20 protein-coding genes are annotated in these 26,728 nt (G+C 59.7%); 5 read left to right on the forward strand and 15 right to left on the reverse strand.

The window, feature by feature from the left end:
• The 4 genes from FQB27_RS00370 to FQB27_RS00385 are packed head-to-tail and all read right to left on the reverse strand — an operon-like array spanning window position 1 to window position 4,369.
• Window positions 1-813, reverse strand: coding sequence for an enoyl-CoA hydratase family protein (locus tag FQB27_RS00370; RefSeq protein ID WP_169558895.1), 813 nt, complete (start codon window positions 811-813; stop codon window positions 1-3).
• Window positions 810-1,310: a MarR family winged helix-turn-helix transcriptional regulator gene (locus FQB27_RS00375; RefSeq protein WP_169558896.1), complete on the reverse strand. Its 501-nt coding sequence runs from the start codon at window positions 1,308-1,310 to the stop codon at window positions 810-812. The genes FQB27_RS00370 and FQB27_RS00375 overlap by 4 nt, the downstream gene beginning before the upstream one ends.
• Complete coding sequence (locus tag FQB27_RS00380; RefSeq protein WP_169558897.1) at window positions 1,307-2,068, reverse strand: SDR family NAD(P)-dependent oxidoreductase; 762 nt, start codon at window positions 2,066-2,068, stop codon at window positions 1,307-1,309. The genes FQB27_RS00375 and FQB27_RS00380 overlap by 4 nt, the downstream gene beginning before the upstream one ends.
• 6 nt (window positions 2,069-2,074) lie before the next feature.
• Window positions 2,075-4,369 (reverse strand): bifunctional salicylyl-CoA 5-hydroxylase/oxidoreductase, encoded by a 2,295-nt coding sequence (locus tag FQB27_RS00385; protein ID WP_169558898.1) that lies wholly within the window; start codon window positions 4,367-4,369, stop codon window positions 2,075-2,077.
• 230 nt (window positions 4,370-4,599) lie between these two features.
• Between FQB27_RS00385 and chrA the strand changes: the two genes are divergently transcribed.
• The 4 genes from chrA (at window position 4,600) to FQB27_RS00405 (ending at window position 9,416) form a co-directional block, all read left to right on the forward strand.
• Window positions 4,600-5,901, forward strand: coding sequence for a chromate efflux transporter (gene chrA / locus FQB27_RS00390; RefSeq protein ID WP_169558899.1), 1,302 nt, complete (start codon window positions 4,600-4,602; stop codon window positions 5,899-5,901).
• A 99-nt stretch (window positions 5,902-6,000) separates the two neighbouring features.
• Window positions 6,001-7,773, forward strand: coding sequence for an acyclic terpene utilization AtuA family protein (locus FQB27_RS00395; RefSeq protein WP_169558900.1), 1,773 nt, complete (start codon window positions 6,001-6,003; stop codon window positions 7,771-7,773).
• Window positions 7,774-7,801: 28 nt separating this feature from the next.
• The gene (locus FQB27_RS00400) at window positions 7,802-8,611 is read left to right on the forward strand and encodes an enoyl-CoA hydratase/isomerase family protein (RefSeq protein WP_169558901.1); all 810 of its coding nucleotides are present in this window, start codon (window positions 7,802-7,804) and stop codon (window positions 8,609-8,611) included.
• A gap of 4 nt (window positions 8,612-8,615) precedes the next feature.
• The gene (locus FQB27_RS00405; RefSeq protein WP_169558902.1) at window positions 8,616-9,416 is read left to right on the forward strand and encodes a GntR family transcriptional regulator; all 801 of its coding nucleotides are present in this window, start codon (window positions 8,616-8,618) and stop codon (window positions 9,414-9,416) included.
• A 4-nt stretch (window positions 9,417-9,420) separates the two neighbouring features.
• Here the strand turns inward: FQB27_RS00405 and FQB27_RS00410 are convergent, their stop codons facing one another.
• The 3 genes from FQB27_RS00410 to FQB27_RS00420 form a co-directional block, all read right to left on the reverse strand.
• Window positions 9,421-9,906 (reverse strand): PAS domain-containing protein, encoded by a 486-nt coding sequence (locus FQB27_RS00410; protein WP_169558903.1) that lies wholly within the window; start codon window positions 9,904-9,906, stop codon window positions 9,421-9,423.
• An 83-nt stretch (window positions 9,907-9,989) separates the two neighbouring features.
• Complete coding sequence (locus FQB27_RS00415; protein WP_169558904.1) at window positions 9,990-10,559, reverse strand: hypothetical protein; 570 nt, start codon at window positions 10,557-10,559, stop codon at window positions 9,990-9,992.
• A 152-nt stretch (window positions 10,560-10,711) separates the two neighbouring features.
• Window positions 10,712-12,493: a methyl-accepting chemotaxis protein gene (locus tag FQB27_RS00420; protein WP_277345996.1), complete on the reverse strand. Its 1,782-nt coding sequence runs from the start codon at window positions 12,491-12,493 to the stop codon at window positions 10,712-10,714.
• Between the two features lie 482 nt (window positions 12,494-12,975).
• Between FQB27_RS00420 and FQB27_RS00425 the strand changes: the two genes are divergently transcribed.
• On the forward strand, window positions 12,976-14,469 hold the full coding sequence (locus tag FQB27_RS00425) for an AMP nucleosidase (RefSeq protein WP_169558906.1): 1,494 nt from the start codon (window positions 12,976-12,978) through the stop codon (window positions 14,467-14,469).
• Between the two features lie 25 nt (window positions 14,470-14,494).
• Here FQB27_RS00425 and FQB27_RS00430 read toward each other — a convergent pair whose 3' ends face one another.
• The 8 genes from FQB27_RS00430 to FQB27_RS00465 all read right to left on the reverse strand — a co-directional run bounded on the left by FQB27_RS00430 (window position 14,495) and on the right by FQB27_RS00465 (window position 26,585).
• Window positions 14,495-15,373 (reverse strand): alpha/beta fold hydrolase, encoded by an 879-nt coding sequence (locus FQB27_RS00430; RefSeq protein WP_169558907.1) that lies wholly within the window; start codon window positions 15,371-15,373, stop codon window positions 14,495-14,497.
• Window positions 15,374-15,480: 107 nt separating this feature from the next.
• The gene (gene trxA / locus FQB27_RS00435; RefSeq protein ID WP_169558908.1) at window positions 15,481-15,801 is read right to left on the reverse strand and encodes a thioredoxin TrxA; all 321 of its coding nucleotides are present in this window, start codon (window positions 15,799-15,801) and stop codon (window positions 15,481-15,483) included.
• Between the two features lie 119 nt (window positions 15,802-15,920).
• Entirely contained in the window at window positions 15,921-19,340 is a 3,420-nt protein-coding gene (gene addA, locus FQB27_RS00440) for a double-strand break repair helicase AddA (RefSeq protein ID WP_169558909.1), read from the reverse strand.
• The gene (addB, locus tag FQB27_RS00445) at window positions 19,330-22,326 is read right to left on the reverse strand and encodes a double-strand break repair protein AddB (RefSeq protein ID WP_169558910.1); all 2,997 of its coding nucleotides are present in this window, start codon (window positions 22,324-22,326) and stop codon (window positions 19,330-19,332) included. The genes addA and addB overlap by 11 nt, the downstream gene beginning before the upstream one ends.
• Complete coding sequence (locus tag FQB27_RS00450; protein WP_169558911.1) at window positions 22,323-23,048, reverse strand: nucleotidyltransferase family protein; 726 nt, start codon at window positions 23,046-23,048, stop codon at window positions 22,323-22,325. Before FQB27_RS00450 ends, addB begins: the two co-directional genes overlap by 4 nt.
• Complete coding sequence (locus FQB27_RS00455; protein WP_169558912.1) at window positions 23,045-24,001, reverse strand: aminoglycoside phosphotransferase family protein; 957 nt, start codon at window positions 23,999-24,001, stop codon at window positions 23,045-23,047. Before FQB27_RS00455 ends, FQB27_RS00450 begins: the two co-directional genes overlap by 4 nt.
• Complete coding sequence (gene tsaE / locus FQB27_RS00460) at window positions 23,998-24,501, reverse strand: tRNA (adenosine(37)-N6)-threonylcarbamoyltransferase complex ATPase subunit type 1 TsaE (RefSeq protein ID WP_169558913.1); 504 nt, start codon at window positions 24,499-24,501, stop codon at window positions 23,998-24,000. The genes FQB27_RS00455 and tsaE overlap by 4 nt, the downstream gene beginning before the upstream one ends.
• Window positions 24,498-26,585, reverse strand: a complete 2,088-nt coding sequence (locus tag FQB27_RS00465; RefSeq protein WP_169558914.1) for a PAS domain-containing sensor histidine kinase — start codon at window positions 26,583-26,585, stop codon at window positions 24,498-24,500. Before FQB27_RS00465 ends, tsaE begins: the two co-directional genes overlap by 4 nt.
• Between the last annotated feature and the right edge of the window lie 143 nt (window positions 26,586-26,728).

Raw genomic sequence — 26,728 nt, forward strand, 5'->3', positions numbered from 1 at the left:
TCAGTTCCCCTCGAAGACAGGTTTTTCCTTGGCCACAAAGGCATGATAGGCACGGTGGAAATCCTGTGTCTGCATACAGATGGCCTGTGCCTGTGCCTCTGCCTCAATGGCCTGCTCCAGACTGAGGTTCCATTCATGGTTCAGTTGGGTCTTGGTGATGGAATGGGCGAAATTGGGCCCCTCGGTAATCCGGGCCGCCATGTCCAGCGCGGTCCGTTCCAGATCGGCGGCATCCACCAGACGGCTGTAATAGCCCCACCGCTCCCCTTCCTCGGCGGACATGGCCCGGCCTGTATACAGAAGATCCGCGGCCCGTCCCTGACCGATCAGGCGCGGCAGGATGGCACAGGCCCCCATGTCACAGCCCGCCAGCCCCACACGGGTGAACAGAAAGGCGGTCTTGGCACCGGGCGTGGCGATCCGCATGTCGGAGGCCATGGTGATGATGGCCCCGGCCCCAACGGCCACCCCATCCACCGCCGACAGGATCGGCTTGCCGCAATTGAGCATGGCTTTCACCAGATCCCCGGTCATGCGGGTAAAGGCCAGCAATTCCTTCATGTCCATCCGGGTAAGCGGACCGATAATGTCATGCACATCGCCGCCAGAGCAGAAATTCCCCCCATTGGGCAGAAAGACCACGGCCTCCACATCCTCGGCGTAATGCAGGTCGCGGAAGGTATCGCGAAGCTCGGCATAACTGTCGAAGGTGAGCGGGTTTTTCCGTTCCGGGTTGTCAAGCTGGACAAGGGCAACCGTGCCCTGCATCCGCCATTTGAAATGTTGCGGCTTGAGGCCTGCCATTTTTCTCATTCTTTTTCTCCCTCGCGCCCGGCACTGGTCCGAACAAGTTTCACATCCAGAATGTCGCAGATGGTGGCGGCATCCCGGGCATTGATGTTTTTTAGAAGTTCACTGACCCATCCCTGATGGACCAGCGCCATGTCCCTGAATTTTTCCCGGCCTTCCGGGGTCAGCAGCACCAGCATGACCCGCCGGTCGCCGGGAAGCGGCTCCCTGAGGACCAGTCCCTCGGCGACAAGGCGCTCGATAATCCCGGTCACATTGCCGTTCGACACCATCAGGGCCGCCGACAATTCACTCATTTTCAGGCCCTTTTCGGCGCGATAAAGGGCGCTCATCACGTCAAAGCGGGGCAGGGTCGTGGCATATTCCTTGCGCAGGCGTTCCCGCAATTCCCCCTCGATATACCGGGAGACCTTCAGAAGGCGCAGCCACAGGCGAAGGCGCTGCTTGTCCCCTTCATCCCCGTGATTTTCCACCGCTTCGTCCGTCGCCAGATTGATCATATCTCGCCTCCCGAGATGGACAGGGCCTGCCCGGTCACCGCCCCGGAATTCTCCCCGCACAGCCACAAAACCGCCTCGGCAACCTCGTCCGGCTGGACAAACCGGCCCATCGGGTTGCTGGCGGTCAGGCTTTTGACGGCGGCTTCCCGGCTCATGCCGGTCTTGCTCATGATCGTTTCAAGGGATTTTTCCAGAAGCGGCGTTTCCGTATAGCCGGGGCATACCGCGTTCACCGTAATCCCCCGCGTCGCCAGTTCCAGCGCCAGCGCCCGGGTCAGACCCACAACCCCGTGCTTTGCTGCACAATAGGCGGTCACATACCCGTATCCCTTCAATCCCGCCGTGGAGGCAATGGCAACCAGCCGCCCCCATCCGGCGTCCTGCATGGCTGGGAGGGTCGCCTGAAAGGTGCGATAGACGCCGCTCAGGTTCACATCCAGCGTGGATAGCCAGTGATCCTCGGTCATTTTTGAGAAGGGCACACTGTCCGCGGCCCCCGCATTGGCCACCGCAATGGTGATAGGGCCAAATGTGGCCGAGGCGGTTTCCACCAGTGCGGCCAGCGAGGCCGCATCGGTCACATCCGCCGGGACAGCCTGAATATTGACGTGACGGTCCGCCGTGCGATCCAATTCCGCACGGCGTCTGCCGGCAACCGTCACGCGTGCCCCGGCCTTTGCAAGGCGAAGGGCGATGGCCTCCCCAACCCCCGACCCACCGCCTGTGACCAGGGCGTGTTTCTGTTCAAGCTGTGTCATTTTACATCATACCTTCATTGTTGCGGTTTCCCCGCGTTCCGCCAGACGGCGCATCTGGTCCGCCCCCGGCCCGTAAGGTTTGGGCCAGTGAGTGTTCATATCGCCAAACGCCGCCGCCGCATGCAGCGTCCAATAGGGATTGGACAGATGCGGCCGGGCCAGACAGACCAGATCGGCCCGCCCTGCCAGCAGGATGGAATTGACATGGTCCGGCTCGTAGATATTCCCGACCGCCATGGTCGCCATATGGGCTTCGTTCCGGATGCGGTCTGAAAATGGGGTCTGGAACATGCGGCCATAAACCGGCTTCGCCTGTTTCGAGGTCTGACCGGCGGAAACATCGCAGATATCCACACCCGCCGCTTTCAGCATCCGGGCGATTTCAACGGCTTCTTCCGGGGTTACGCCTGCCTCTCCGACCCAGTCATTGGCCGAGATCCGAACGGAAACCGGCTTGTCCTCCGGCCAGACGGCCCGGACGGCGGCAAACACCTCCAGCGGGAAGCGCATGCGGTTTTCCAAGGACCCGCCATACTCATCGGTCCGCCGGTTGGTCAGCGGCGTGATGAAGGACGACAGCAGATAACCGTGGGCGCAGTGAAGTTCCACCATGTCAAAGCCAGCGGCCTCGGCCCGTTTGGTGGCCTCGACGAACTGACCGATGACCTGATCCATGTCCTGCCGGTTCATGGCGTGGGGGGTCTGGTTCTGATCCGACCACGGCACCTCGGAGGCGGCCAACAGGGGCCAGTTCCCCTCCATCAGCGGGGCGTCCATTTCCTCCCACCCAACCTGTGTCGATCCCTTGGGGCCGGAATGCCCCAACTGGACACAGATTTTGGCCTCGCTTTCCGCATGGACAAAATCCGTGATGCGTTTCCAGGCGCGGGCCTGCTCATCCGTATAGAGGCCCGGACAACCCGGCGTGATCCGCCCTTCCGCGCTGACGCAGGTCATCTCCACATAAACCAGTCCGGCCCCGCCCTTGGCCCGCTCGCCATAATGCACCAGATGCCAATCGGTCGGGCATCCGTCCACCGCCTTGTATTGCGCCATGGGGGACACCACGATGCGGTTTTTCAGGGTCATGCCCCGCAACCGATACGGGGCAAACATGGGCGGACGGTTCAGGGCCGTGTCCGGGGCACCGGCCTGTTTCTGGTACCAGCGTTCCGCCCCGTCCAGCCACGCTCCGTCCCGAAGGCGCAGGTTCTCGTGGGAAATCCGCTGCGACCGGGTCAGCAGGGAATAATTGAACTGCACCGGGTCCAGATCCAGATACCGCTCCACCTCTTCGAACCATTCAAGGGAGTTGCGGGCGGCGGACTGCAATTTCAGCACCTCGGTGCGGCGGGTATCCTCGTATTTGTCGAAGGCGGCGGGCAGGTTCCCCTCCCGATCGATATAGTCGGCCAGTGCAATGGCGCTTTCCAGCGCCAGCTTGGTCCCCGACCCGATGGAGAAATGGGCACTGGCCGCCGCATCCCCCATCAGCACCAGATTGCGATAGGACCAGCGTTCACACAGCACCCGCGGGAAATTGATCCACGCGGACCCCCGAATATGATTGGCATTGGTCATCAGGGCATGACCGCCCAGATGCTTCTCGAAAATTCGCTCACACAGGGCAATGGATTCCTGCTGGTTCAGGCTGGCGAACCCGAACCGCTCAAACGTTTCTTCCGAACATTCAACAATGAAGGTCGCCGTATCGTCATCGAACTGGTAGGCGTGGGCCCACACCCAGCCATGCTCCGTCTTCTCGAAAATGAAGGTGAAGGCATCGTCAAATTTCTGATGGGTGCCAAGCCAGACAAACTTGCATTTCCGCACATCGATATCCGGCTTGAACTGATCGGCAAACTGGCTGCGGGCCTTCGAGTTCAGGCCATCGGCGGCGACCACCAGATCATAGTCCCGCATATAGGCGTCGATATCCTCCACCTCGGTTTCAAAGCGGATATCCACCCCAAGCGCGCGGGCCCGTTCCTGCAACAGGACCAAAAGCTGCTTGCGGCCAATACCGCAAAATCCGTGACCGGTGGAAACCGTCCGCACCCCCTTGTGTACAACGGCAATATCATCCCAATAGGCAAAATGCTCGCGAATGGCGGCGGCGCTGACAGGGTCATTTTCATGAAGATTGTCCAGTGTCTCGTCCGACAGGACCACCCCCCAGCCAAAGGTGTCATCGGGGCGGTTTCGCTCTATCACCGTGACCTCAGAGGACGGGTCGCGCAGTTTCATGCTGATCGCGAAATACAGGCCGGAAGGACCGCCCCCCAAGCATACAACTTTCATCCCTCACCCATCATTTTTTTATAATTGAGGAAAAACTGTGACAGATGAAAAAAATCATTTCAAGGTTAAAATTTTAAGATTGAAATATTTTTGAAACAGGCAGCACCCATACTCCGAACAGGTCGGCCTGCCCCGCGCCCCGTCCGGATTTACCGAAAACCGCCCGATAAAAGGTTGACAGTCCGGTCCACTTTCCCCCCAATGACCCGACGTGCAAGGAGACTGATTTCGTGACCGTTTCTCCCCCCTGTTCCCCGGAAAAAGCTGCAACCCTTGGCGATTTGTTTCAAGCCTTTGGCCGCATCGGCCTGCTGTCTTTCGGGGGTCCCGCCGCGCAAATCGCCCTGATGCATCAGGTTCTGGTGGAGGAACGCAAGTGGCTGACCGAACGGCAGTATCTGGCCGCGCTCAACTTCTGCATGTTGCTGCCGGGGCCAGAGGCGATGCAACTGGCCACCTATTCCGGCTGGCGATTGCACGGGGTTGTGGGCGGACTGTTATCCGGCCTTCTGTTTGTCATTCCCGGTGCCCTTGTCATTCTGGTGCTGGCCGCCCTTTATGCGGCGATCGGGGATGTGCCCCTGGTGCAAGGCCTGTTCCTTGGGGTCAAGGCCGCCGTCCTTGTGATTGTGGTGCAGGCCCTGATCAAGATCAGCAAACGGGCCCTGCACGGGGCCGACCACTGGATAATCGCAGGGCTATCCCTTGCCGGTATTTTCCTGCTGGGCCTGCCCTTTCCGGTTCTGGTGATCATCGCGGGCGTGATCGGCTTCCTCCGGCCGGGGCCAGACGCGCCTGTTACCCCCACCGCCCCGCTTGTCCGGCCGCTTCATACGCTGAAAACCATACTGGTCTGGCTTCTTATCTGGGTGGGGCCGCTGGCCTTGCTCGCCCTGTTGCTGGGGCCAGACCATATTCTGGCCGGGCTGGCGTGGTTTTTCTCGAAACTGGCGGTGGTCACCTTTGGCGGTGCCTATGCGGTGCTGGCCTATATGGGGCAGGAAGTGGTGGACCAGCACGGCTGGTTGCAGGCGGCGCAGATGGTCGATGCCCTCGGCCTTGCGGAAACAACGCCGGGGCCGCTTATTCTGGTAACCGAATTTGTCGGCTTCCTGTCCGCCTATCAGGCTTCCGACGGCGGGTCATGGGGCCTTGCGATTGCCGGGGCCGTGGTGACCCTCTGGGCCACGTTTGCTCCCTGTTTCCTGTGGATTTTCGCCGGCGCCCCCTATATCGAATGGATTTCGGGTCAACCGCGCCTGAAATCGGCCCTTGATGCCATCACCGCCGCCGTGGTCGGGGTCATCCTGAACCTGAGCCTGTGGTTCGCCCTGCATGTCTTTTTCAGCCGGGTTGACCTCATCCATTGGGGCCCCTTGCAGGTCTATCAACCGGATATGGGAACCGCCAACCTGACCGCCATGGGTCTTGCCCTGCTGTCCGGCTATCTTCTGTTGATCCGAAAACTGCCCCTTTTGGCCGTGCTGGCGCTCTCTGCCGGGCTGGCCCTTGGCCTTGAATGGCTTGTCTGAATTCCCCCTCCCGAATATGCCTCTTTACAAAAGTTCTAACTATAGTACTTTTAAAAAAACAACAAAAACCACGGCACCAGTCGGGGAGGGGACAACATCATGGCGACACCAACAACAGATATTCTCAGAATTGCCAATTGCAGCGGGTTTTACGGCGACAAGCTGTCTGCCGCGCGGGACATGGTCAAAGGCGGGCCCATTGATGTCCTGACCGGCGACTATCTTGCCGAACTGACCATGTCGATCCTGTTTTCCAAGAAAATGAAGAACCCCGAGGAAGGCTATGTGGGTACTTTCCTGAAACAGGTTCAGGATGTCCTGAAACCCTGTCTGGAAAAGGGGATCAAGATCGTCACCAACGCCGGTGGCCTGAACCCGAAAGGCATGGCCGACGCGGTCGAGGCCATCGCCGCCGAACTCGGGCTGGATTGCAAGGTGGCATGGATCGACGGTGATGACCTGATCCCCCGCCTGAAGGGCCTGACCACAGACGGAGAGAGCTTTTCCAACATCGACACCGGCAAGGCCCTTGCCGACAGTGGCCTGAGACCCGCCACGGCCAACGCCTACCTGGGCGGCTGGGGCATCAAGGAGGCCCTTGATCAGGGCGCCGATATCGTGATTGCCCCCCGCGTGACCGACGCGGCGGTGGTCATGGGGCCTGCGGCGTGGAAATTCGGCTGGAAACGGGATGATTTCGATGCACTGGCCGGGGCCATCGCGGCCGGGCACCTGATTGAATGCGGCACACAGGTCACCGGCGGCAACTACGCCTTTTTTCAGGAAGTTCCCTCCTTCCACAATATGGGCTACCCCATTGCCGAGATGGAAGCCGATGGCAGCTTCACCATCACCAAGCATCCGGGAACCGGCGGTCTGGTCTCCGTCGGGACGGTCACCGCACAGCTTCTCTATGAAATCAATGATCCGGCCTACAAGAACCCGGATGTGGTTGCCCATTTCGATACCCTGTCCATCGAGCAGGTGGGCGAGGACCGGGTCCGCGTCAGTGGCTGCCGGGGCAGCAACCCGCCGCCGCAGCACAAGGTCTGCATGAACATTCTGGGCGGATACCGGAACAGCATGGAACTGCTGATCACCGGACTGGATGTAGAGGAAAAAGCCAAAATCTTCACCGATGTCCTGTTTGATCTGGTTGGCGGCAAGGAGGCCTTTGATCAGGTGTCCATCGACCTGATCCGCACCGACAAGGAAACCCCCTCCCGCAACGAGGAAGCCTTTGCCAGCCTGCGCATTGCCGTCCGATCCAGCGATGCCAAGCTGGTGGGCCGGGTCTTTTCCGCCAAGATCATCGAACTGGCGCTGGCTTCCTATCCCGGCTTTACCGGGCGGACCAGCCCCGGCGCGGGCGGGCCGTTCATCATTCACTGGCCTGCACTGGTGGACAGCCGCCACATTACCGAAACCGTGCATCTGGGGGATCAGGCCCTGCCGGTGCAGCCCACCAGCCAACTGGATCTGGAAGAAAAATACTATCAGAAACAGCCCGCAGACATTCCCCCGCCGCCCACCGGTGCCAACACCACCCTGCCGTTCGGGCGGGTCTTCGGTACCCGCTCCGGCGACAAGGGCGGGGCGGCCAATGTGGGCGTCTGGGCCAAGACCGACGATGCCTATTCATGGCTCTATCACCACTTTACCGCCGATCGCCTGAAAGAGCTGCTGCCCGACCTTCAGGGGTTCGAGGTCAAGCGCTTTGACCTGCCTAATATCCGGGCTGTCAACTTCATGATCTACGGCATTCTGGGCGAAGGGGTTGCCGCAAACGACCGCATCGATGGGCAAGCCAAGACCCTGGGGGAATATCTCCGCTCCCGCCCTGTTACCCTGCCGGCCAGCATTGCCTCCTGAAACAAGAAAAACAAGAAGGACCCTGAGGATGAGTGAAACACCCCTGACACTGGAAGGCCTGACCTTCACCACGATCGAACTGGCGGAACAGGACCATATCCTGACCATCACCCTGAACCGGCCCGACCGGAAAAACGCCATCAACCCGGTCATGAGCAACGAGTTGATCTATGCCCTCGACTATGCGGCGGAAACCCGGTCCATCCGGGCGGTGATCCTTGCCGCCAATGGCGACGTGTTCTGCGCGGGCGGCGATCTTCGGTCCATGAGCGGCAACGGCGAAAGCGGCCCCGTTTCCAATGTTCCCAAACGGGGGGAGACCGACGACATCTCGCTTCGTATCCGGCACCTGAACAAACCGGTCATCGCCCGCATTCAAGGCCCGGTTCTGGCCGGGGCGCTGCTTCTGGTCTGCAACGCAACCCATGCCTATGCCGCCGATCACGCCACGTTTTCCGCGCCGGAAATCAAGCGCGGCATCTGGCCCTTCATGGTCATGGCCAGCCTGTTCCGGGTCATGAACAAGCGCCGGGGACTGGACTTCATCATGCGCGGCAACGCCCTGTCCGCCCAAGAGGCCGAGCAGGCCGGACTGATCAACAAATCCGTCCCCATCAGCGACCTGGACAGCGCCGTTGACGCCATTGCAAGGGACCTGGCCGCATTGGCCCCCGGAACCATGCAGCAGGGCCTTGCCGCCTTTAACGCACAGGAAGACATGGACTTCGATGCGGCCCTTCCCTATCTGCGGGAACAGCTGGACATCTGCCTGAAAAGCGCCGATGCCCGCGAAGGCATTACCGCCTTCCTTGAAAAGCGTGCGCCCAACTGGGATTGATCCGATGCGTTCCTCTGACAGTGCCTATACATCCCGGGTTTCCCTCTATCTGAAGGTGGCGAATGTCATTCGCAGCCGGATTGTGAAGGGAATCTGGAAAGTGGGAGAGCGGCTGCCCAACATCACTCGGCTGTGTGACGAATTCAAGGTCGGGCGTATCACGGTGCGGCAAGCCCTCAACCTTCTGTCAGAGGAAGGACTGATCCAGTCCACCCGGGGCCGGGGAACCTTTGTCACCAGTGTGCTGCCCAAGGACAGCCCTCTGACCGATCCCCCAGATCAGCAAAATGCCGATACCCTGTTCGAGGGGCTGCGCGTTCCGGCAAACAGCATCCGCATCATCGAGGTGGCGGAACCCGCCCCCCTGCCGCCCTATCTGGCGGGGCCGTACAATCCGTTTCCCGACTATGTCCGAATTCGGAAACTGCGCTGTCACAATGACATTCCCTACTGCCTGATGGATGTCTATGTGGCCCTGCAGATCTATGACCGGTTCCCGGACGGCATGCTGGAGCGGGAAGCGGTGGCCAAGCTGGTCAGCCGCCATTCACAGGAAGCCGTTGCCGATGCCAACCAGAGCCTGACCGTTGGTGTCGCCGATTACGAAACCGCCCGCATCCTGCAATGCGACCTGTCCGCCCCCGTGGCGGAAATGGACCGCTATTTCCTGAGCCGGGACGATGCCATCCTGTCCCGCGGGCATTATCTCTATCGCGGTGACATGTTCCGCATGGAAACCCATTACAGCGGCGATCCACTGGTTGATTTCCCATCCGGCTGGCTTCCCGGCGTCAAGGAGGAATAAACCCCTATCGCGGATTGTGGATCATGATGCTGAGGATCATATCCACCGATGCGCCGTCTTTCGACAAGGGCAGATGAAGGCGTTCCAGATCATGATAATCGGTCCGGTAAGGCAGGCTGGCCGGGCCATATCGGTACACCGGCAGGCCGGTTTCTACCACCCGAACCCGATCCGTATGGGGATATCTCTCCTCGATCCCCGGATAAACCTCGTCCAGAAAGCGGCCCGTCGGGTCAAGTTCCATGCTGTCGGACACAGCCGATCCCACAACCCGAAACCGAAACCGAAGGGGCTGCGGATCGACATCCACCAGAACAATTTCAGGAAGCGCCGCAGGAACCCGGAACGGGTCAAAATCGGACCGCGCCGGCATTCGGTTTCCGGGATGAATTTCCAGATAATAAGACAACAGGTATTGCACCCGATCGTCCCGAACTTCCCGTAACAAACCGTCTGCGGCCCTGTAACACGCCTCAGCATCCAATGTCATTTGCGCCCACCAACTGATACATCAATCGAAAGCGGTATTCTAAAAACATACTCCCTCCCTGTCATCCCTTATAAAGACCTAACTCATATTCCGGTTCGGTCCCACAACTCCAGTTGCAGGCCAAACCTGTCCTCCTGTACCCGCAGATACACATCGCTCGCCGCCCAACTCATGCTGAGCGGACGGTTCACCACCCTTGGAGAGCCGTATTTCTCGTGCAGACGCTCTATAAAATCGGCGTTTTCCTCTGCATCACCGGGTATGTTCAAGCTGATTTTCCAGACCCGGTTTCCGTGTTCGGGACGGGAAAAATTGATCCATGCCTGAATGCGTTCCTCTTTTTCACTCCGGGAATTCCAGCAATACAGCATGGCAATCTGTTCGGCGGTATATCGCATCTTCGCCGCACAAAGCCCCACCTGACTTTGTCTTTTATCATGGGACCGGGCCCCAAGACTGTATCCCGTCGCGGCGGACAGGGCCGATGCCATGTGATCCGGCGCGACCAGCGAGGCAGCGCTCTCGTCAGTAGCCAGCGAGATTTTCTCACTCTCCGGGGTTTTACAAGCGGTCAGCAAGACAACGGCAAGACCGGGGAACAGGGCAGCGCGGAACAGGCGGGAAGACAACAACACGATACAAACAACTGACATGGTACAAATTCAAAAGGACCCCAAGGGTACCATACCCAGCCGCTTTACCCAGCGAAAAGTAAACAGAAAAAGTCCCGGCACATACGCGCCGGGACCTTCAGTTTTCCCGCTTCGCCCCGTCATCGGGGCAAGGCTCATTCCAGATGTGGGGGTTAGGCCGCCCGCACCTTTGTCAGGAAGCCCTCGATACCTGATTTGAGGCGCCCGGACAGTTCATCCAGCCGCTGCGCGGCGGACTGGACCTGCGCCGCAGCCGCCCCGGTTTCCCCGGCTTTCACGGACACGGTCTCAATCTTGCTGGACACTTCACGGGTGCCGTTGGAGGCTTCCTGAACATTTCGGGAAATCTCGTTGGTGGCGGCGCTTTGCTGCTCAATGGCAGAAGAAATGCTAACCGTGGATTCCCGGATGCTGTTGATCACATCATCGATGGTGGCAATGGCCGTCACCGCACCGCCGGTGGCAGTCTGCATATCGCCGATCTGGGATGCAATCTCCTCTGTTGCCCGGGCGGTCTGGGTGGCCAGGCTCTTGACCTCGCTGGCCACCACGGCAAAGCCTTTCCCGGCCTCGCCAGCGCGGGCGGCCTCGATGGTGGCGTTCAGGGCCAACAGGTTGGTCTGACCGGCAATATCATTAATCATATTGACCACTTCGCTGATCTTGTTGGCAGTTTCAGCAAGGGTCTGGACGGAAGCGGTGCTGTTCTTTGCTTCCACAACCGCCTTTTCGGACACCTTGTTGGCCTGCTGAACCTGACGGCTGATTTCATTGATTGAGGAGGTCAGTTCCTCAGCCGCAGATGCCACCGTCTGCACGTTCTGGGAGGCTTCGGTGGATGCCGTGGCAACCCCGGTGGCCAGATCCTGTGACATGGTCGCCGTGCTGGACATGGAACTGGCGGTATCCTGCAATTCCATCGCGGCGGCGGCCACGGTTTCCAGAACCTCGGAAACCTGACGTTCGAAATCCTCGATCAGGGCAGAAATCTCATCGGCGCGCCGCTGTTTCTCAAGATTTTCAGCCTGTTCCCGGCGGCGTTCCTCTTCCGCCCGCTGTTCTTCCTCGGCACGGGACTGACGCTCCATCTCCGCCTGACGCTCTGCGTTTCGCGCCGCTTCTTCCCGAAGCCGTTCCTGCTCGATCGCAGTGTCCTTGAAGATCTGCACGGCCCGGGCCATGGCACCGATTTCATCCTTCTGGTCCTGCGCCGGAACGTCAACCGTCCGGTCCCCCTCGGCCAGTTTGGCCATGACATCGGTCATGGAAACAATGGGCCCCCGGATCAGGCGGGTCATCAGAAAGTTCAGCACCATCGCAACCAACAGGGCCACGATGCCGATCACAATAAACTGACTGACAGTATCCTCCGTATTTTGCACGGCAGTGGTATAGAAAGACGTGCTTTCCTTCTGCCACAAGGCGGTGATGGTGTTGATTGTCTCATACAGTTTCCCGAACTGGGCATCGGCGGTTTTCATCATGGCCACTGCCTTGTTGCTGTCGGTCTTGGTCATGTCGACAACGGCCGTCGTGGTGGCGACAAATTGCGCCAGTTCGTCGGTCAGCCTGTCAAACAGGGCCTTTTCTTCCGCATTGAAACGGCTGCTGGCGACAAAATCCGCCAGACTTTTCTGGGCCCCCGCAGCATATCCCTTGAGGCCTGCCCGCTCCTTGGCCAGTTTTTCCTCGGTATCACCGGCACCCACATGGGAGATCAACTGATACAGATTGCCGTTAAATCCCAGCAGATCGCGCTGAAAGCGGACGGCGGCCCCGGTTTTCATGGTGGCGTTGTTGTTCAGGACTTCCATTGTCCGCCTGCTGTCCTCCATGTCCATATAGGCCAGGTATCCAAGGAAAAGTGTGGCCACAATAAAAATCAGGGGGGAGACAAGCAATTTGACAGAAATTTTCAAATTCCGGGGATTCATTTGGCAATCCTCTTAACTAATCAGGAACGGGACGGGGAAATCCCCAACAGGCAAACGTCTTCAGTAAATACGGCCAGGGCAGAAAATATCGCTCATGTTTTTGACAGGGATATGTCGTTGGAACGTCTTCCGAATCATCGGGCACGATGCGTTTTCCCTACCGGGAGCAGCGGCCTTCACAGCGACGCAACGCGTCGTCTCAACGGACATTCGGGGGGTAGCAATCTGGATCATATCTCTACTCCAACTCACACCAATACCAAAGATGACCCCTCATACTTCGACAGCAAATTACTGGCAGATATTTCTTAATCAAACTCTAACAAAAGAAATTTTGGACACAGCCCAAGGCCCAAAAAGACCGGTTTATTTTCAGCTTTTGATATTGAGATGTAACAATTCAGTGCTAAATAGAAATGACTTTGAAAAGAGAGATGGAAACCGGCGGTCATAGGGATCGCCACAAGAAAGGATAAAAAAGAATGAGTGAATTCTTGAAAACTGTACCCGGCAATCATGGAAACGTCTCCAACTTGCAGGAATTCACCGAACCGGATGCCGCGCTCGCCGCAATCGAGGCCCTCTACGAAGAAAACGCGAACAAGGTCAAGCAGCGCTTTCACGCCTTTGAAAACGGCGACAAGACGTCCCCGGCTGATCCGGGATATTACCCCTATCTGGGGCTGGACATTGAGGCCTCCGACATCAAGCAGAGCGGGACACGCTCATACGGGAACCTGCATACGGCGGGCTCCTTCGGCACCACGCTCACCAATCCCAAGCTGTTCAAAAGCTATTACCGTGAACAAATTCAGTTGATCCTGAAAAACCACAACCGTCCGGTTCTGGTCGGGACCAGCGACACCCCCATGCCGCTGCCCTTTGTGATCGAAAAGGCCTCGGCCAGTGTCTCGGACGAGGATGTCCGGGCCCTGCAATCCATTTTCCACATGCCGGACCTGTCGATCATTCACGACAATATCGCCAACGGCACCTATGAACCCCCGGCGGATGGCCCCATGCCCCTGTCCCTGTTCTCGGCGGAACGGGTCGATTATTCCCTGCTGCGGCTGTCCCACTATACGGGCACACAGCCCCACCATTTCCAGCGCTTTGTCCTGTTCACCAATTATCAGCGCTATGTGGATGAATTTATCGAATACGGCAAAAAGCAGGTTCTGGAAGGCGATGAATATCGCGCCTTTGTGGAACCGGGCAATGTCTATACCCCCAATCCGCGGCTGACCGATCAGCCAGCCTTTGGGGAAGCCCCCCGGCACCTGCCCCAGATGCCCGCCTATCATCTGGTCCGGGATCAGCATGAAGGCATTACGCTGGTCAATATCGGTGTGGGACCGTCCAACGCCAAGACCATCACCGACCATCTTGCTGTCCTTCGGCCCCATTGCTGGCTGATGGTGGGGCATTGCGGCGGATTGCGCCGGACCCAGCGGCTGGGTGATTATGTGCTGGCCCACGCCTATGTCCGGGCCGACCATGTGCTGGACGAGGATATCCACCCCTCGGTCCCGCTGCCGGCCATCGCCGAAATACAGGTGGCCCTGACCGAACAGGTGGCCATTTCCGCCCGTGAGGATCTGGAAAGCACCTACCTGAAAGAACATTTCCGCACCGGAACGGTCTATACCACCGATGATCGGGACTGGGAGTTGCGGCACAAGGAACTGGCCATGCGCTTCAACCAGACAAAGGCCATCGCCATCGACATGGAATCCGCCACCATTGCCGCCAACGGGTTCCGTTTCCGGGTTCCCTACGGCACCTTGCTGTGTGTCTCGGACAAGCCGCTGCACGGGGAAATCAAGTTACCCGGCATGGCCAACAAGTTCTATCAGGACAGAACGGCCAAGCATTTGCGGATCGGCATCGACACCCTTCGCAGCCTGCGGGAAAATGGCGTTGAAAGCCTGCATTCCCGTAAACTGCGCAGTTTCGACGAACCGGCCTTCCGCTAGGCCCGGCCTCATTGCTGTCCCGGCCCTAGCCTTTCAGGTGGGGCAGGATCAGGTCCGCCAGCCGGTCACACAAGACCGGGGACAGGTCGTGCCCCATACCGGGCACCAGTTCAAAGCGGGCCCCCGGAATATGATCCGCTGTATCCCGGCCACAATCCGACGGGACCAACGGATCATCCGCCCCGTGAATAACCAGACCGGGAACGGCAATTTTTGACAGCAGCGCCCGCCGACCGGGAGCGGCCAGCACCGCCCCATACTGGCGCATATAGCCGGTCGGGCAATAGCTGCGCCGGACACAGGCCCGAATATGATCTTCCAGCGCCGCCCGGTCCCAGCGGAAACCGGGACTGCCGATGGCGTCATTGACGGTCAGGCCAAAGGCCACGATCTCATCCTCGTCATCCGTGGTCGGGGCCGAGGCCAATATCCCCATCACCTCGGGCTTGGGGCCGGGCAGGCCCGCCTCGCTGGTAGAAGACATGATGCTGGTCAGGCTGGACACCCGGTGCCCGGCAAGAGCCGCCGTGATCTGGGCGATCATGCCGCCCATGGACATGCCGACCATATGGGCCTTCTCGATCGACAGGGCATCCAGCAGGGCCACCACGTCCCCGGCCATATCCTCCAGACCGTAGGGCACTTCCGGTGCCAAACCGCTGGCCCGGTCCTCCATCAGGGTTTCCAGAACGGGCACCGCCAGCCCTTCCAGTTTTTCAGACAGGCCGATATCCCGGTTGTCAAAACGGATCACATAATATCCCGCCGCCGCCAACCGGTCCGCGAAACTGTCCGGCCAGTCGATCAACTGAAACCCCAGCCCCGCGATCAGGACCACAGCCGGGTCAGACGGATTGCCGCGCAGATCCACTTCCAGCGATACATTGCCTGCCTGTATTTTCATCCTGTTCCCTGTCCCTTCCTCTCGGTCTCTCGGTCCCCGCGCATACGGGATTTTTTCATAAAAAAAGCGGGCCTGTCAGACCCGCTTCCTTTCGATCAGGTGGTCCATCAGTCGATGGATTTGATCCACTCCTCGATCTGTCCTTTCGGGGAGGCGCCCACCTTGGTGCCAGCAACCTCGCCGTTCTTGAACAGCATCAGGGTCGGAATACCGCGAACGCCATATTTGGTCGGTGTGTTCGGGTTTTCGTCGATATTGATCTTGGCAACCGTCAGTTCACCGGCCATTTCATTGGAGATTTCTTCCAGAGAGGGGGCAATGGATTTACACGGGCCGCACCATTCAGCCCAGAAGTCCACCAGCACCAGCCCGTCACTTTTCAGCACGTCCTGCTCGAAAGAAGTATCCGTCACGTTTGTTGTGGCCATTATGTCCTCGCGTCTGGCAAAAATAGGGCAGCGCCTTCAGATCGATGCCCGTCATTAAATTGGGTATATGGCTAATAATTACGTATGGATGGTAAATCCGTCAAGTGACGGTAACCACATCAGTCTTCCGGCAGGATCATCAAATGCGGCCCATCCGTCCATAAAAGCGCACATTTCACCGCCTTGTCCGGGTACATTCCCATCAGGGCCCGGCGGTAAATATTCATTTGCCGCAGATAGACAGACGGCACATCCTCGACCCGGGTCGGCGATGGCCGGTTGGTCTTGTAGTCGACAATCAGGATGTCTTTCTCGCGGATCAGCAGGCGATCAATCTGGCCGGACATGATCTGGCTACCCAGCAGACCTGTCAGCGGCACCTCGGCCATCCCCTCCGGGCCGAATATCCCGGCAAATTCGGGATGCTCCAGAACGGCCAGTGTTTCAGACAGAATCTGGGCCTGTGCCGCCGCGTCCAGATTGTGGGCAGGCCGGGCCAGCCACGTACGGGCCACCTGTTCCCGATCCTGAACCGCAACAGAGGGCAGGCTTTCCAGCAAGCGGTGGATCAGAATACCGCGGTGGAAGCGGCGGCCATCATCCTGCCCAAGGGGTGAGCGAACCGCTGGCTCCTCTTCCTCCCGCGAGGGGGTCAGGGGTTCCGGTGGGAACGGCTCTGCCGCCGGGGGACGGCGAACCCAATCGGGGACGGGAACGGCCTCGCCCTCCGGCCCCTGTCCATCTGTCTCCTCGTCCGGTTCTTTTGGAATGCCAAAGCTGCGGCGGCGCGCCACATCGCCCCACGGCAAGGCGATTTCGTCCACCGTGTCGGCATAATCGGCGCTGAAGGCGTCATCAATCAGGTCGTACCAGCACCCGCTGGCGCGCCGTTGCTTGCCCTCCCACCCGCAGATATACAAGCGATCCTCGGCGCGGGTCAGGGCCACATAAAGCAGGCGCTTTTTCTCTTCCGCCTGTCGGTCCCGCACCCGCTCGCGGGCGGCGGCCGACAGGGCATCGTCATGGGCTGTCCGCACCGGCCACAGGGGAACCGCCATCTCGTCCTCGGTCCAGAAAATCGACGTGTTGGAAGACGACCGGCTGGATTGACAGGTATCGGGCAGGAACACGATCGGTGCCTGCAGGCCCTTCGATCCGTGCACGGTCAGGACACGCACCTCATCCCGGCCCTGTTCCATGTCACGCTTGACCTCGGCGGCGCCCGCCTCGACCCAATGCAGGAACGCCTGCAACGAGGTGGCCTCGCCCCGCTGATAGCCAAGGGCCAGCGACAGAAACTCGTCAATCGGTTCGGCCGCTTCCTCGCCAAGGCGGCCAAGGATTTTCTCCCGCCCCCGGCAACGGCCCAGAATATCGGCGAAAAACTCGTAAACCGGGACAAAGTCGGCCTGTCTTAGCAATCCGTTCAAGAAAGCCTCGGCCTCGGAAAAGAGGGCAAGACCGGGCCGATTTTCCCGCAGCGCCCGCCACAGGGACCCGTCCCGCTGATAGGCCAGATCAAACAACTGGTTGTCATCGCAGCCGACAAACGGCCCCTTCAGGACCACCGCAAGGTTGAGGTCATCCTCGGGCAACAGGGCAAACCGGGCCAGCGCCATCAGGTCCAGAACCGCCAACTGTTCGGTCAGGACCATACGGTCCGCCCCGGCCACAGGAATACCCGCCTGTTTCAGCGCCCGCACCATGGACAGGAAGAAACTGTTCCGGCTTTGGACCAGAATCATGATGTCTTTGGGCCGGATTTTCCGCCCCGTCGATCCCAGCCGCTCACCGTCTTTCAGCCAGGTGCCAATCTGAACCGCAATATTCTGCGCCAGTTGGGCATCGGGCTTGGCGTTGAGTTCCTGATCCTCCGGCACGTCCCAGGGGTCGCTTTCTTCCTGCGCCGGATGCTTTACGGTTGGCCAGATTTCCGTGAAACCGGCCTGCCCCTCGCGGAAAATGAAGTGGCTGATCTCGTCCGCCCCGGCGGTCAGGCCGGTCCGGGCCGAGACGGGCTGAAACACATCATCCACCAGCCCCAGAACCGCTTGCGTTGACCGGAAAGACAGGTCCAGCGGAACAATTTCCCACGGTTTTCCGGCAAAACGGGCCTTTTCCTCGAAATATCGGCGCATCTTGTCAAACGCCGCCGGGTCTGCCCCCTGAAAGGAATAGATCGACTGTTTTTCATCCCCCACCACAAAAATGGTGCGGCTGTCAGGGCCAGCCCCCTCACCAGCGAAAAACTCCTCGGCCAGTGCGCCCACCACTTCCCATTGTTCCGGGCTTGTATCCTGCGCCTCGTCCACAAGGATATGGTCGATCCCGCCGTCCAGCTTGAACATCACCCACGGCGCCACCGTTGCCGCGGTCAGCAGATCCCGGGTTTTCAGGATCAAATCGTCATAGTCCAGCTTGCCAAGGCGGCGTTTTTCCGTCTCGTAACCCTCGATCAACTCCCGCCCAAGGGTGATCAGCGCCGCCGTGCTCCGGTAGACCCGCACCCGGTTCCGCCGCTCCTGCACCTGCAAAAGCCGCTCCGCCTCGGCCAACATGACATCAATGATATCCGGCATCTTGGCCACTGTCTTGGCCGTCGCCAGCGTTTTTGGCGACCGAACGGCCCCGGTCGTGGTGAAAAAGGCGGTTTGATACAGTTCGAACAGGTCCGCCCGGCGTTCCGGCAGGCGCAGCCAGTCCTCCATCCTTGCGGCCGCCTTGCGATCATTGGCCGATCCTTCCAGCAGAACCGACAGGGCCTCGCGCAGGCGCGGGCCATCGAAGGTGTCCTCATCACAGGCGGTGCGCAAGATGTCTTCCTCGCTCACAGCCGGATCAATCCCGATTTTTTCCGCCAGAACTGCCAGTGCCCCGTCCAGACCGCCAGCCCCCATCATCAGGCGGCGCAACCGGCCCCGGCGGCTGCTCAGGCCCTGCATCAGGCTGGAAAAGTCCTGCTCATTCACCTCGCCGCTGATCACGGTCAGGGCTTGGCGCAAGACATCCTTGCCCGCCGCCTGACTGGTGCGAAGCACCATATCCCGGACCTGTTCCATAATCTCGCTGGCGGTTCGTTCATCCATGACCTCGAAATTCGGGGACACCGCCGCCTCAATCGGGAAGCGGCCCAGAACGGATTCGCAGAAGGAATGGATGGTCTGGATTTTCAAACCGCCGGGGGCATCCAGAACATGGGCGAACAGCCGCCGGGCAATCCCGGTTTCACTGTCCGTTGCAGGCCGCCCCATCAGGTTCTGCAAGGCGCCGGCAAGGGCCGCGTCATCCATGACCGACCATGTGCCCAATGTTGTATTCAGGCGGTTGGCCATTTCCGCCGCCGCAGCCTTGGTGAAGGTAATACACAAAATGCGTTCCGGCCGTGTTCCGGCCAGCATCAGGCGCAGGGTCCGGTCCACCAGAACCCGCGTTTTCCCGGACCCGGCAGAAGCCGCCACCCAGACAGAGCGCACCGGATCAGCGGCCCGTTGTTGCAGGGCAATCCCCTGTTCAGCGCGAGGAGAGAGATTAACCGTCATCGCCGTCTCCACTGGACCATTCCCGGATCCGTGCCAGATGTTCATAATCATTGAACCGGTCCACAAAATCGGGCCGGGGGCGGGTCAGATAGGGGGTTGCCTCCCGATCGAACTGGGCAATCAACCGGTTCAATCCGTCCAGCGCCTCCACCGACAGCTCTTCCGCCGACTTCTTTTTGCTGGCCTGCCGGAATTCCCCGGCCGGGCTGCCGCCGCTCAGACGGATATAGGCAAGTTCCGTAACCTCACCGGGCGGGACATCCGAAAAGGCCCCGGCCTTGATCATGGCCGCCTCAAGGGCCAACTGCGGGGCGATGCCCGTATCCACTTCCTTCACGGATGGGGGATAGCCGGTCTTGTAATCCAGAATGGATAATTCACCCAGTGGGCTGCGATCGATCCTGTCCGCCGTTCCGGACAGAACAAAATCCGCATAGGGCGCGGCAAGACGCATGGTGCCCTTCTGTTCCAGCACCGCAGGCTTGAACCGGCTTCTGCGCTCCTGCTCGAATGCCACAAACCAGTCGGCGATCCGCTCAAACCGGGGCCACCAGAACCCCCATACCGCCGGAAAGGCCAGAAGGTCGGCAAAGGCCTCCCGGCCGAACTCCAGCAGGCGATCCACCGCATCTGCGGGCAGGGTATCGGGATAGGCGCGGATGAAATCCTCCAGCGCCTTGTGGATGATGGTTCCCTTGTCCGCTGCGCCCGGATTTTCCCCAATGGCATCCAGCGGGTTCAGTTCCAGAATGCTGCTGGCGAAAATGGAATAGGGGTCCTTCATCCATTTCTCGATGCGGGTTACCGACAGCCGCCGGGGCCGGGCCGAGACCGGCGGGGTTGGCCGGGGCGCGGCCACGGGCTGATAAGCTGCCGGTTGATCCAGCCGGGCCTGCCACTGCACATAGGGCGCCCCTACCGGTGTCTCCAGACCGGTCCCGAACTTCTTCAATAATGTTTCGATCCGCAGCAGCCAGCGGCTTGGCACCATCGGCGTCCCGTCCACCTTTTCCGAGCGGGTCAGGACCACCTGTTTCGCACAAAAGGCCTGCTGAAAGTCATGGGCAGACAAACCGATTTTCTTTTCCGGGACCGGCAGGTGGAAATCCTTGCGCATGGGCCGGCTCATCCACGGGTCACTGGCGGCCTCTGGTGGCCAGATGCCATCGTTGAGGCCCCCCATAATCACCAGATCGGCGCGCTGCAGGCGGCCCTCAATCGGTCCCCAAATCTGCAGCCGGGGATGCATCCCGTACCGGGCACGGACCATCTGTCCGCTCATCAGATTGTCCAGAAGTTCGGGCCAGCTTTTTGGATTGATCCCTTCCATCACATCCGCCGCCTGCAACAGGTCGGACACAAAACTGGCCGCCGCCTCGCCGAAATGCCCCTGCCACAGGTGGGGTTGTTCCTCACCGTGGCGCTGCGACAGGCGTTCCGCAAACCGGATATGGGCAATCAGGAAGGTCCTGAAATCCACATCCGGCTGGCGGGACAGGGTTTCAAATTCACGGGCCAGTTCAGACATCTGGTCGAACCATTCCATCAGCCCTTCGGGCAATGTCTTTCTGGTGGCGCGGTTGTCCAGAACCGCCCGAATGCCATCCAGCCCCGGTGCCGGGCGCGGCCCGCGCAAGGCCCGGATTTCCAGCAGGCGGACAAACCGCCGGACCGCGCTGCGCTCCAGCCCCATGGTGGCGTAGGGATGCTTCAACATGGCCAACAGTTGCACCGGATCGGCCTCGCTGGCCATCATCTTGGCGGTCAGCCGCAGGAAAACCCCCGGCGGCGACTGGTCCAGACTGCTGCCCGCACTGTCGTCCACCTCGATATCCCAGCGTTTCAGTTCCGCACTGACCCGGCGCGACAAATCCCGGTCCGGGGTGATCAGAACGGCTGTCTTGCGGGGGCTTTCCAGTGTTTCCCGCATCAGAAGGGCAATCACCAGCGCCTCGGCCTGCGGACCGGGGCAGGTCATCAGTTCCACACCGTCAAACGCCTCTGCCTCCAGCGGGCCGGCCTGCTGCCACTGGTCCGTGGTTTCGGCGGGACGCATGGCGTTTGACAGGAAAGCCGGACGCGACGGCGGACAGCTTCGTGCCGTCTCGCGGATGATATCCCCAACCTCGTCCCGGCTGATCCCCATGCGGTCCAGCAGGCGCGACAGGCCATATTGCGGATGGCCCGGCTCCCGCTTCACATGCTCCCAACTGTCATCGTCCAGATACCGGTCCAGCCCCGGCAGGATGACGCAGCCCTGCGGCAACCGCGACACAAGGGACAGCAACTCCGCCGTTGACGGGATGGACCCGGTCGATCCCACCGCATAAACCGGATGGGTGGGCGGCTCCTTCTGCCACGCCTCCACCTGTGCGCGGATCAGAAGGTCCCGCCGTTTGGCCGGATCAAGACTGCCTTCCGCCTCCATCAGGGTCGGCCAGACATCACTGATCACCGTCAGGAATTCCAGCGTTTTCTGCCAATGAGCGGCATATTCATCGGGGACCAGATCTTTCAGGTCGGCAAAATCAAGGCTTTCCGTGTGAACCTGATCCAACAGGCGGGCCAGTTCACGGGCCAGACCGGCACATTGCGACAGGTCCAGACCATCCGGGTCGCGCTGCTGGATCAACCGGCTAAGCAGCAACTGCCGGCGCAAGCTGCCGATGGCCGGGGGCAGTCCCAGCATGTCCGGGCTGTCCCCGGGCAGGGCCGCATCGCCGCCCAGGATCAGGTCATCCTCGTCCACATCGCCCAGCGGCCGCATGCGGGGCAGCAGAAGCGGCTTTCCCTTGGTTTCCCTGAGAAACGCATTTTGCAATGCCCGTGCGGCGCGGCGTGTGGTGGTCAGGATGGTCACCTGCCCGAACGCGTTCAGATCGTCTCCGTACTGGTCCAGCAGATACCGGGCCAGACAATCCACAAAGGAAATATCCGGTGGGATATTCAGAACATTGGGGCGGGGGTGCGGCGATTGACTGGTCACGATCCTGCAATAATCCGGTTGGCCTGTTCGACGGCATCAGGGGTGCCCACATGCAACCACTGCCCGGAATGTGTCAGGCCATACAGCCGTCCGTTTTCCGCCGCCTTGTCATAAATTCGGTTGAGAGAGAACGCTTCCTCGGTGATGCCTTCAAACAGGTCCGGCGTCAAAATCTGGACCCCGGCAAACATGAACGGTGTCACGGTCCGCTCTTCCCGCCGTGTCAACCGGCCAAGGCCGTCCATCTCAAAATCCCCAAGCCCTGTATAATCGCCAAGGGTCACCGTTGCCTGCATCAGCAGCAGGGCATCCATTTGGTCCGGGTCCCACCGGTCCATCAGTTGTTTCAGCGATCCGTTCCGGCCATCCCGAATGATCACATCCGAATTGAGAACGGCAAAGGGCCGCCCCTCGAAACAGGGCAGGACTTTCCGAACACCGCCGCCCGTCTCCAACAGGGCGCCCCGCTCATCGGACAGGGTAACCTCAAGGTCTGTGATGGTCTGGACATGCCGCTCCACCTGCTCTGCCAGATGATGGACATTGACGACCACAGACCCAATCCCGGCCCCGCGAACCAGATCGAATGCGTAATCAATGAGCGGACGGCCCGCCACCGGCACCATGGGTTTGGGAACCGTATCGGTCAGGGGCCGCAACCGGCTGCCAAGACCCGCCGCCAAAATCATGGCCTTGTCGATTTTCCCGCTTCCAGAACTCATTTCAACGTCTCTCCCAGTGTGACGTCCAGCCAGTGCCGCAGCGCAACCAGATCGGGATGCGCCAGATTTCGCCACAAATAACCCTTCATGCGCGGCATAAAGGCTTCGTATTTCGGTTTACCCTGTTGCCGGATCAACCGCACGAAAATCCCCAGTATCCGCAACGCCCGATGCGCGCCAAGCAGCGCGTAGCTGCGCAGGAACGCCTCCGGCTCCGCGCCGGTCGCCTCCATGTAGCGGGCAACCATATCCTGTTCCAGCGTCTCCGGAACGTCCCGCCGGGCATCCTGAAACAGCGATACAAGATCATAGGCCGCCGGACCGACCATGGCATCCTGATAGTCAATCAGCCCCAAGGCCCGAAGGCCGGGCCGCCCCTCAAGATGGAAAACATTCTCGGCATGGAAATCCCGAAGCAGGATCACACCCGGCTCCTGTTCCAGCGATGACAGAAGTTCCGTCCAGATCTGCTGATAAAAATCACGGGCCTCAGTGGACAGGGTCAGTTCGGCCTGCACTGCCGCGAACCAGTCCAGAAACATCCCGTTCTGGTCCAGCACATAATCAGACGTAAAACGGGGCAAGCCCTCCGGCACCGGCTGTTGCCCAAGATCAATCAGGAAATCGACCGCCAGCCGGTATAATTCAGGCTCGTCCGCGCCCCCGGCCAGCAGGGACGCGAAAAGGGCATCCCCGAAATCCTCCATCAACACAAAACCATCCGCTGCATCCTGTTCCATGATCCGCGGCACACTATAGCCCCGGTCCTCAAGGATTTTTGTGACAGCCAGAAACTTTTCCACAGTTTCCGAAGACGGGTCCATCATCAGGATCGCCGATCCGTCCCGACCGATCAGACGGTCATACCGCCGGGCCGAAGCATCCCCCGCAAGCGGCGCCCGGTGGGCATCCCCCCACCCGGATTTTTCAAGAAACGGTCCTGCGTCCTTCACGTCCTGTCCTTCATCAGTGGTTGCAAACGGTCGGCCCAGTCCGGCCCGCCGGAAAAGACAATCCGGCGGCGGGTACCGTTCCCTGCCGCGTCTCCGCAAATTTCAAGGGTGATATCCAGTCTTTCCTCGGGCAGGAACGGCCCCATCCGGTCAGCCCATTCAATCAGGGACAGCCCCATATCAAAGGCATCCTCGATATCCAGTTCGAACACCTCTTCCGGGTCCTCAAGGCGATACAGGTCGTAATGATAGATCGTCAGGTCCCGATCCGCACAATCATAGGTCAGCAACAGGTTAAAGGTGGGGCTGGGAACCTCGGTGCCGGGGGTGGTCAGGGACCGGATCAGGGACCGGGCGAACGCGGTCTTTCCGGCGCCCAGCGTCCCGGACAGGGTGATGATATCGGCCGGTTGCAGCAATGCGCCAAGGCGGGCGGCGATGGCGTCGGTCTCATCAAGGCTGTTGGCGTCAAGGGAAACAATCTGATCCATGGGGGTCATGCAGGAAGGCTTTCAATACACAGCTCGGCCGGAAGGTGGCAGGTCACTGTTGTCCCCTTATTCTCCGCGGATTGCAAGTCCACACGGCCCCCATGCATCTCGACAAAGCTCTTGACCAGGGACAGGCCCAGTCCGGCCCCGGCATTTTCCCGTGTGGTATCCCCTTTCGAGAACCGCTCGAAAATCTCGACCTGCATGCGGTCAGGAATGCCGACGCCTGTATCGGTCACCTGAATGATGATTTCATCCGCTGTCTTTTCCGCCTTCAGGGCAATATGGCCACCCGGCGGGGTGAATTTGATGGCATTGCTGAACAGATTGAAAATGGCCTGTTTCATCCGCCGTTCATCCAGATTGGCCCAGCCAAGGTCGCTGGACACCTCGAAATCAAGGGACAGGCGGCGCTTGCGGGCCCGGTCATGGATCATGGTCACCACATTGGCCAGCATGGAATGGATTTCCACCGGTTCCTTGTCCAGTTCCAGACTGCCCGCCTGAATATTGGCCATATCCAGAATATCGTTGATCAGGTGCAGCAGGTGGTTGGAACTGTCGAGAATTCCCTTGCCATATTCCTTCTGCTTGTCGTTCAGCGGCCCGAAGAACTGCTTCACCAGAATTTCACCAAAGCCGATAATGGTGTTGAGCGGTGTGCGCAATTCATGGCTGACGCTGGCCACAAATTCCGACTTCATGCGGTCGGCCGCTTCCAGCGCCTCGTTGCGTTCGGTCAGCACCCGCTGGATACTGAGCGCATCGGTTACATCCACATAGGTGAACAGCACATTTCCGTCCGGCAGGGGAACCCGGTTGAAATCAATCACCCGGCCGCCGGGCTGTTCAAGTCGGCCGCTATCCGGGTCGCGCCGGGTCACATTGGCAATATTGTCTTCGCGGAAACCGTCGGCCTCCTCCAGCGTGCCAAGCCGGAACATCTCATCCACAATGGCGGAAATATGCAGGTTTTCCTGCAGGAATTCAGGAGAAAAACCCCAAATATCCCTGAAATTGGAATTAAACAGCTTGAGGCGGGCATCCGCCCCGAAAACGGCCACCCCTTCATGGAGATTATCCAGCGTGGCGCGCTGTACGGCGATCTGGGTGTTGCGGGCCCGCTCCAGAACCATCTTGTCGGTCACATCCTCAAACATGAACAAAAGCCCGCCAAACGAATGGGGGGCAATCACCGTCCGGAGCATGGTCTCATCAGGCAGTTGAACCAGTTCTTCCTGGGTCTCGATCAGGTTGGTGAACAGGGCCTTCCGTTTCGCCTTGTAGGCCGAGAAATCGGCCTGCTCCGGAAGGCGGCGCAATTCCCGCTGCTTGTCGATCACCTGCATGATCGTGGGCTTCTCCAACAGAAAAGCCTCGTCCATACGCCACAGGTCCGCATAGGTCTGGTTGAAAAAGATCAGGGTCTGATCCGGCCCGTAAATGGCCACGGCGGTGGTCATGTTCTGGAGAACATTGGCATGGCCTTCCACATGGGACTTCATTTCCGCGACCATGCCTTCCTCGCGGCTGATATCCTCGGCAAAGCCCGCCAACTGGTTTTCAAATTCCAGCGGAATTTCATAGATCAGGAAATTGCGAAGGTCCCCGCCCACAACGAACCGGCGCTTTTCCGTCTGCGGCATCTGCGATACCCGCGCCTTGGCGGCCAGTTTGCGGGCCTGCTCCGGCTCGCGGCTGGAGGCAAGCTCGTCCACATCCCCCATCCCGTCAGGCGGGCCGACAATCTCTTCATATTTGCGGTTATGCCAGATGATCCGCGACTGCTGGTCCCGGCGCCAGATGGCGAAGGGCGAGGCATTGAGCAGATCGATAAAATCATCCCGTTCCGCCTTCACATCGGCCACCGTGGATTTCAGGCCCAGAACCTCCCGCCCCAACGCGTCTTTTTCCCCGGCGGCAAGGCCCGCCTCCTCTTCAAGAAGACGGATACGGTCTGCCAGATGATCGTTCAGGGTCAACAGGGACAGGGCCTTGCGCCGCATCACATAGAGCGCCATGGCCAGCCCAATGACCACCAGAACGGTCAGCCAGATCACACTGAATTCTGCTGAAGAATAATCGGTCCCCATAAATTACTCGCCTGTCCTGAAACCCTATATCCAAACCGGTTTCGCCCAGAAACCCCGTGCGTTACAGACGGCCAGTGTAGCCGTTCGCGGGGGGTTGTTCCAGAAGTATCCGGGAAAGCGCAACAGGGTCAATTGATTATCCC

Source organism: Sneathiella chinensis (genome assembly GCF_012720115.1).
Taxonomy (GTDB): domain Bacteria; phylum Pseudomonadota; class Alphaproteobacteria; order Sneathiellales; family Sneathiellaceae; genus Sneathiella; species Sneathiella chinensis.

Excerpts from the sequence above, each read along its gene's own strand:
- FQB27_RS00370 (WP_169558895.1), bottom strand. The coding sequence starts at position 813 with ATGAGAAAAATGGCAGGCCTCAAGCCGCAACATTTCAAATGGCGGATG.
- FQB27_RS00375 (WP_169558896.1), bottom strand. The coding sequence starts at position 1,310 with ATGATCAATCTGGCGACGGACGAAGCGGTGGAAAATCACGGGGATGAA.
- FQB27_RS00380 (WP_169558897.1), bottom strand. The coding sequence starts at position 2,068 with ATGACACAGCTTGAACAGAAACACGCCCTGGTCACAGGCGGTGGGTCG.
- FQB27_RS00385 (WP_169558898.1), bottom strand. The coding sequence starts at position 4,369 with ATGAAAGTTGTATGCTTGGGGGGCGGTCCTTCCGGCCTGTATTTCGCG.
- FQB27_RS00395 (WP_169558900.1), top strand. The coding sequence starts at position 6,001 with ATGGCGACACCAACAACAGATATTCTCAGAATTGCCAATTGCAGCGGG.
- FQB27_RS00400 (WP_169558901.1), top strand. The coding sequence starts at position 7,802 with ATGAGTGAAACACCCCTGACACTGGAAGGCCTGACCTTCACCACGATC.
- FQB27_RS00405 (WP_169558902.1), top strand. The coding sequence starts at position 8,616 with ATGCGTTCCTCTGACAGTGCCTATACATCCCGGGTTTCCCTCTATCTG.
- FQB27_RS00410 (WP_169558903.1), bottom strand. The coding sequence starts at position 9,906 with ATGACATTGGATGCTGAGGCGTGTTACAGGGCCGCAGACGGTTTGTTA.
- FQB27_RS00415 (WP_169558904.1), bottom strand. The coding sequence starts at position 10,559 with ATGTCAGTTGTTTGTATCGTGTTGTTGTCTTCCCGCCTGTTCCGCGCT.
- FQB27_RS00420 (WP_277345996.1), bottom strand. The coding sequence starts at position 12,493 with ATGAATCCCCGGAATTTGAAAATTTCTGTCAAATTGCTTGTCTCCCCC.
- FQB27_RS00425 (WP_169558906.1), top strand. The coding sequence starts at position 12,976 with ATGAGTGAATTCTTGAAAACTGTACCCGGCAATCATGGAAACGTCTCC.
- FQB27_RS00430 (WP_169558907.1), bottom strand. The coding sequence starts at position 15,373 with ATGAAAATACAGGCAGGCAATGTATCGCTGGAAGTGGATCTGCGCGGC.
- trxA (WP_169558908.1), bottom strand. The coding sequence starts at position 15,801 with ATGGCCACAACAAACGTGACGGATACTTCTTTCGAGCAGGACGTGCTG.
- addA (WP_169558909.1), bottom strand. The coding sequence starts at position 19,340 with ATGACGGTTAATCTCTCTCCTCGCGCTGAACAGGGGATTGCCCTGCAA.
- FQB27_RS00450 (WP_169558911.1), bottom strand. The coding sequence starts at position 23,048 with ATGAGTTCTGGAAGCGGGAAAATCGACAAGGCCATGATTTTGGCGGCG.
- tsaE (WP_169558913.1), bottom strand. The coding sequence starts at position 24,501 with ATGACCCCCATGGATCAGATTGTTTCCCTTGACGCCAACAGCCTTGAT.
- FQB27_RS00465 (WP_169558914.1), bottom strand. The coding sequence starts at position 26,585 with ATGGGGACCGATTATTCTTCAGCAGAATTCAGTGTGATCTGGCTGACC.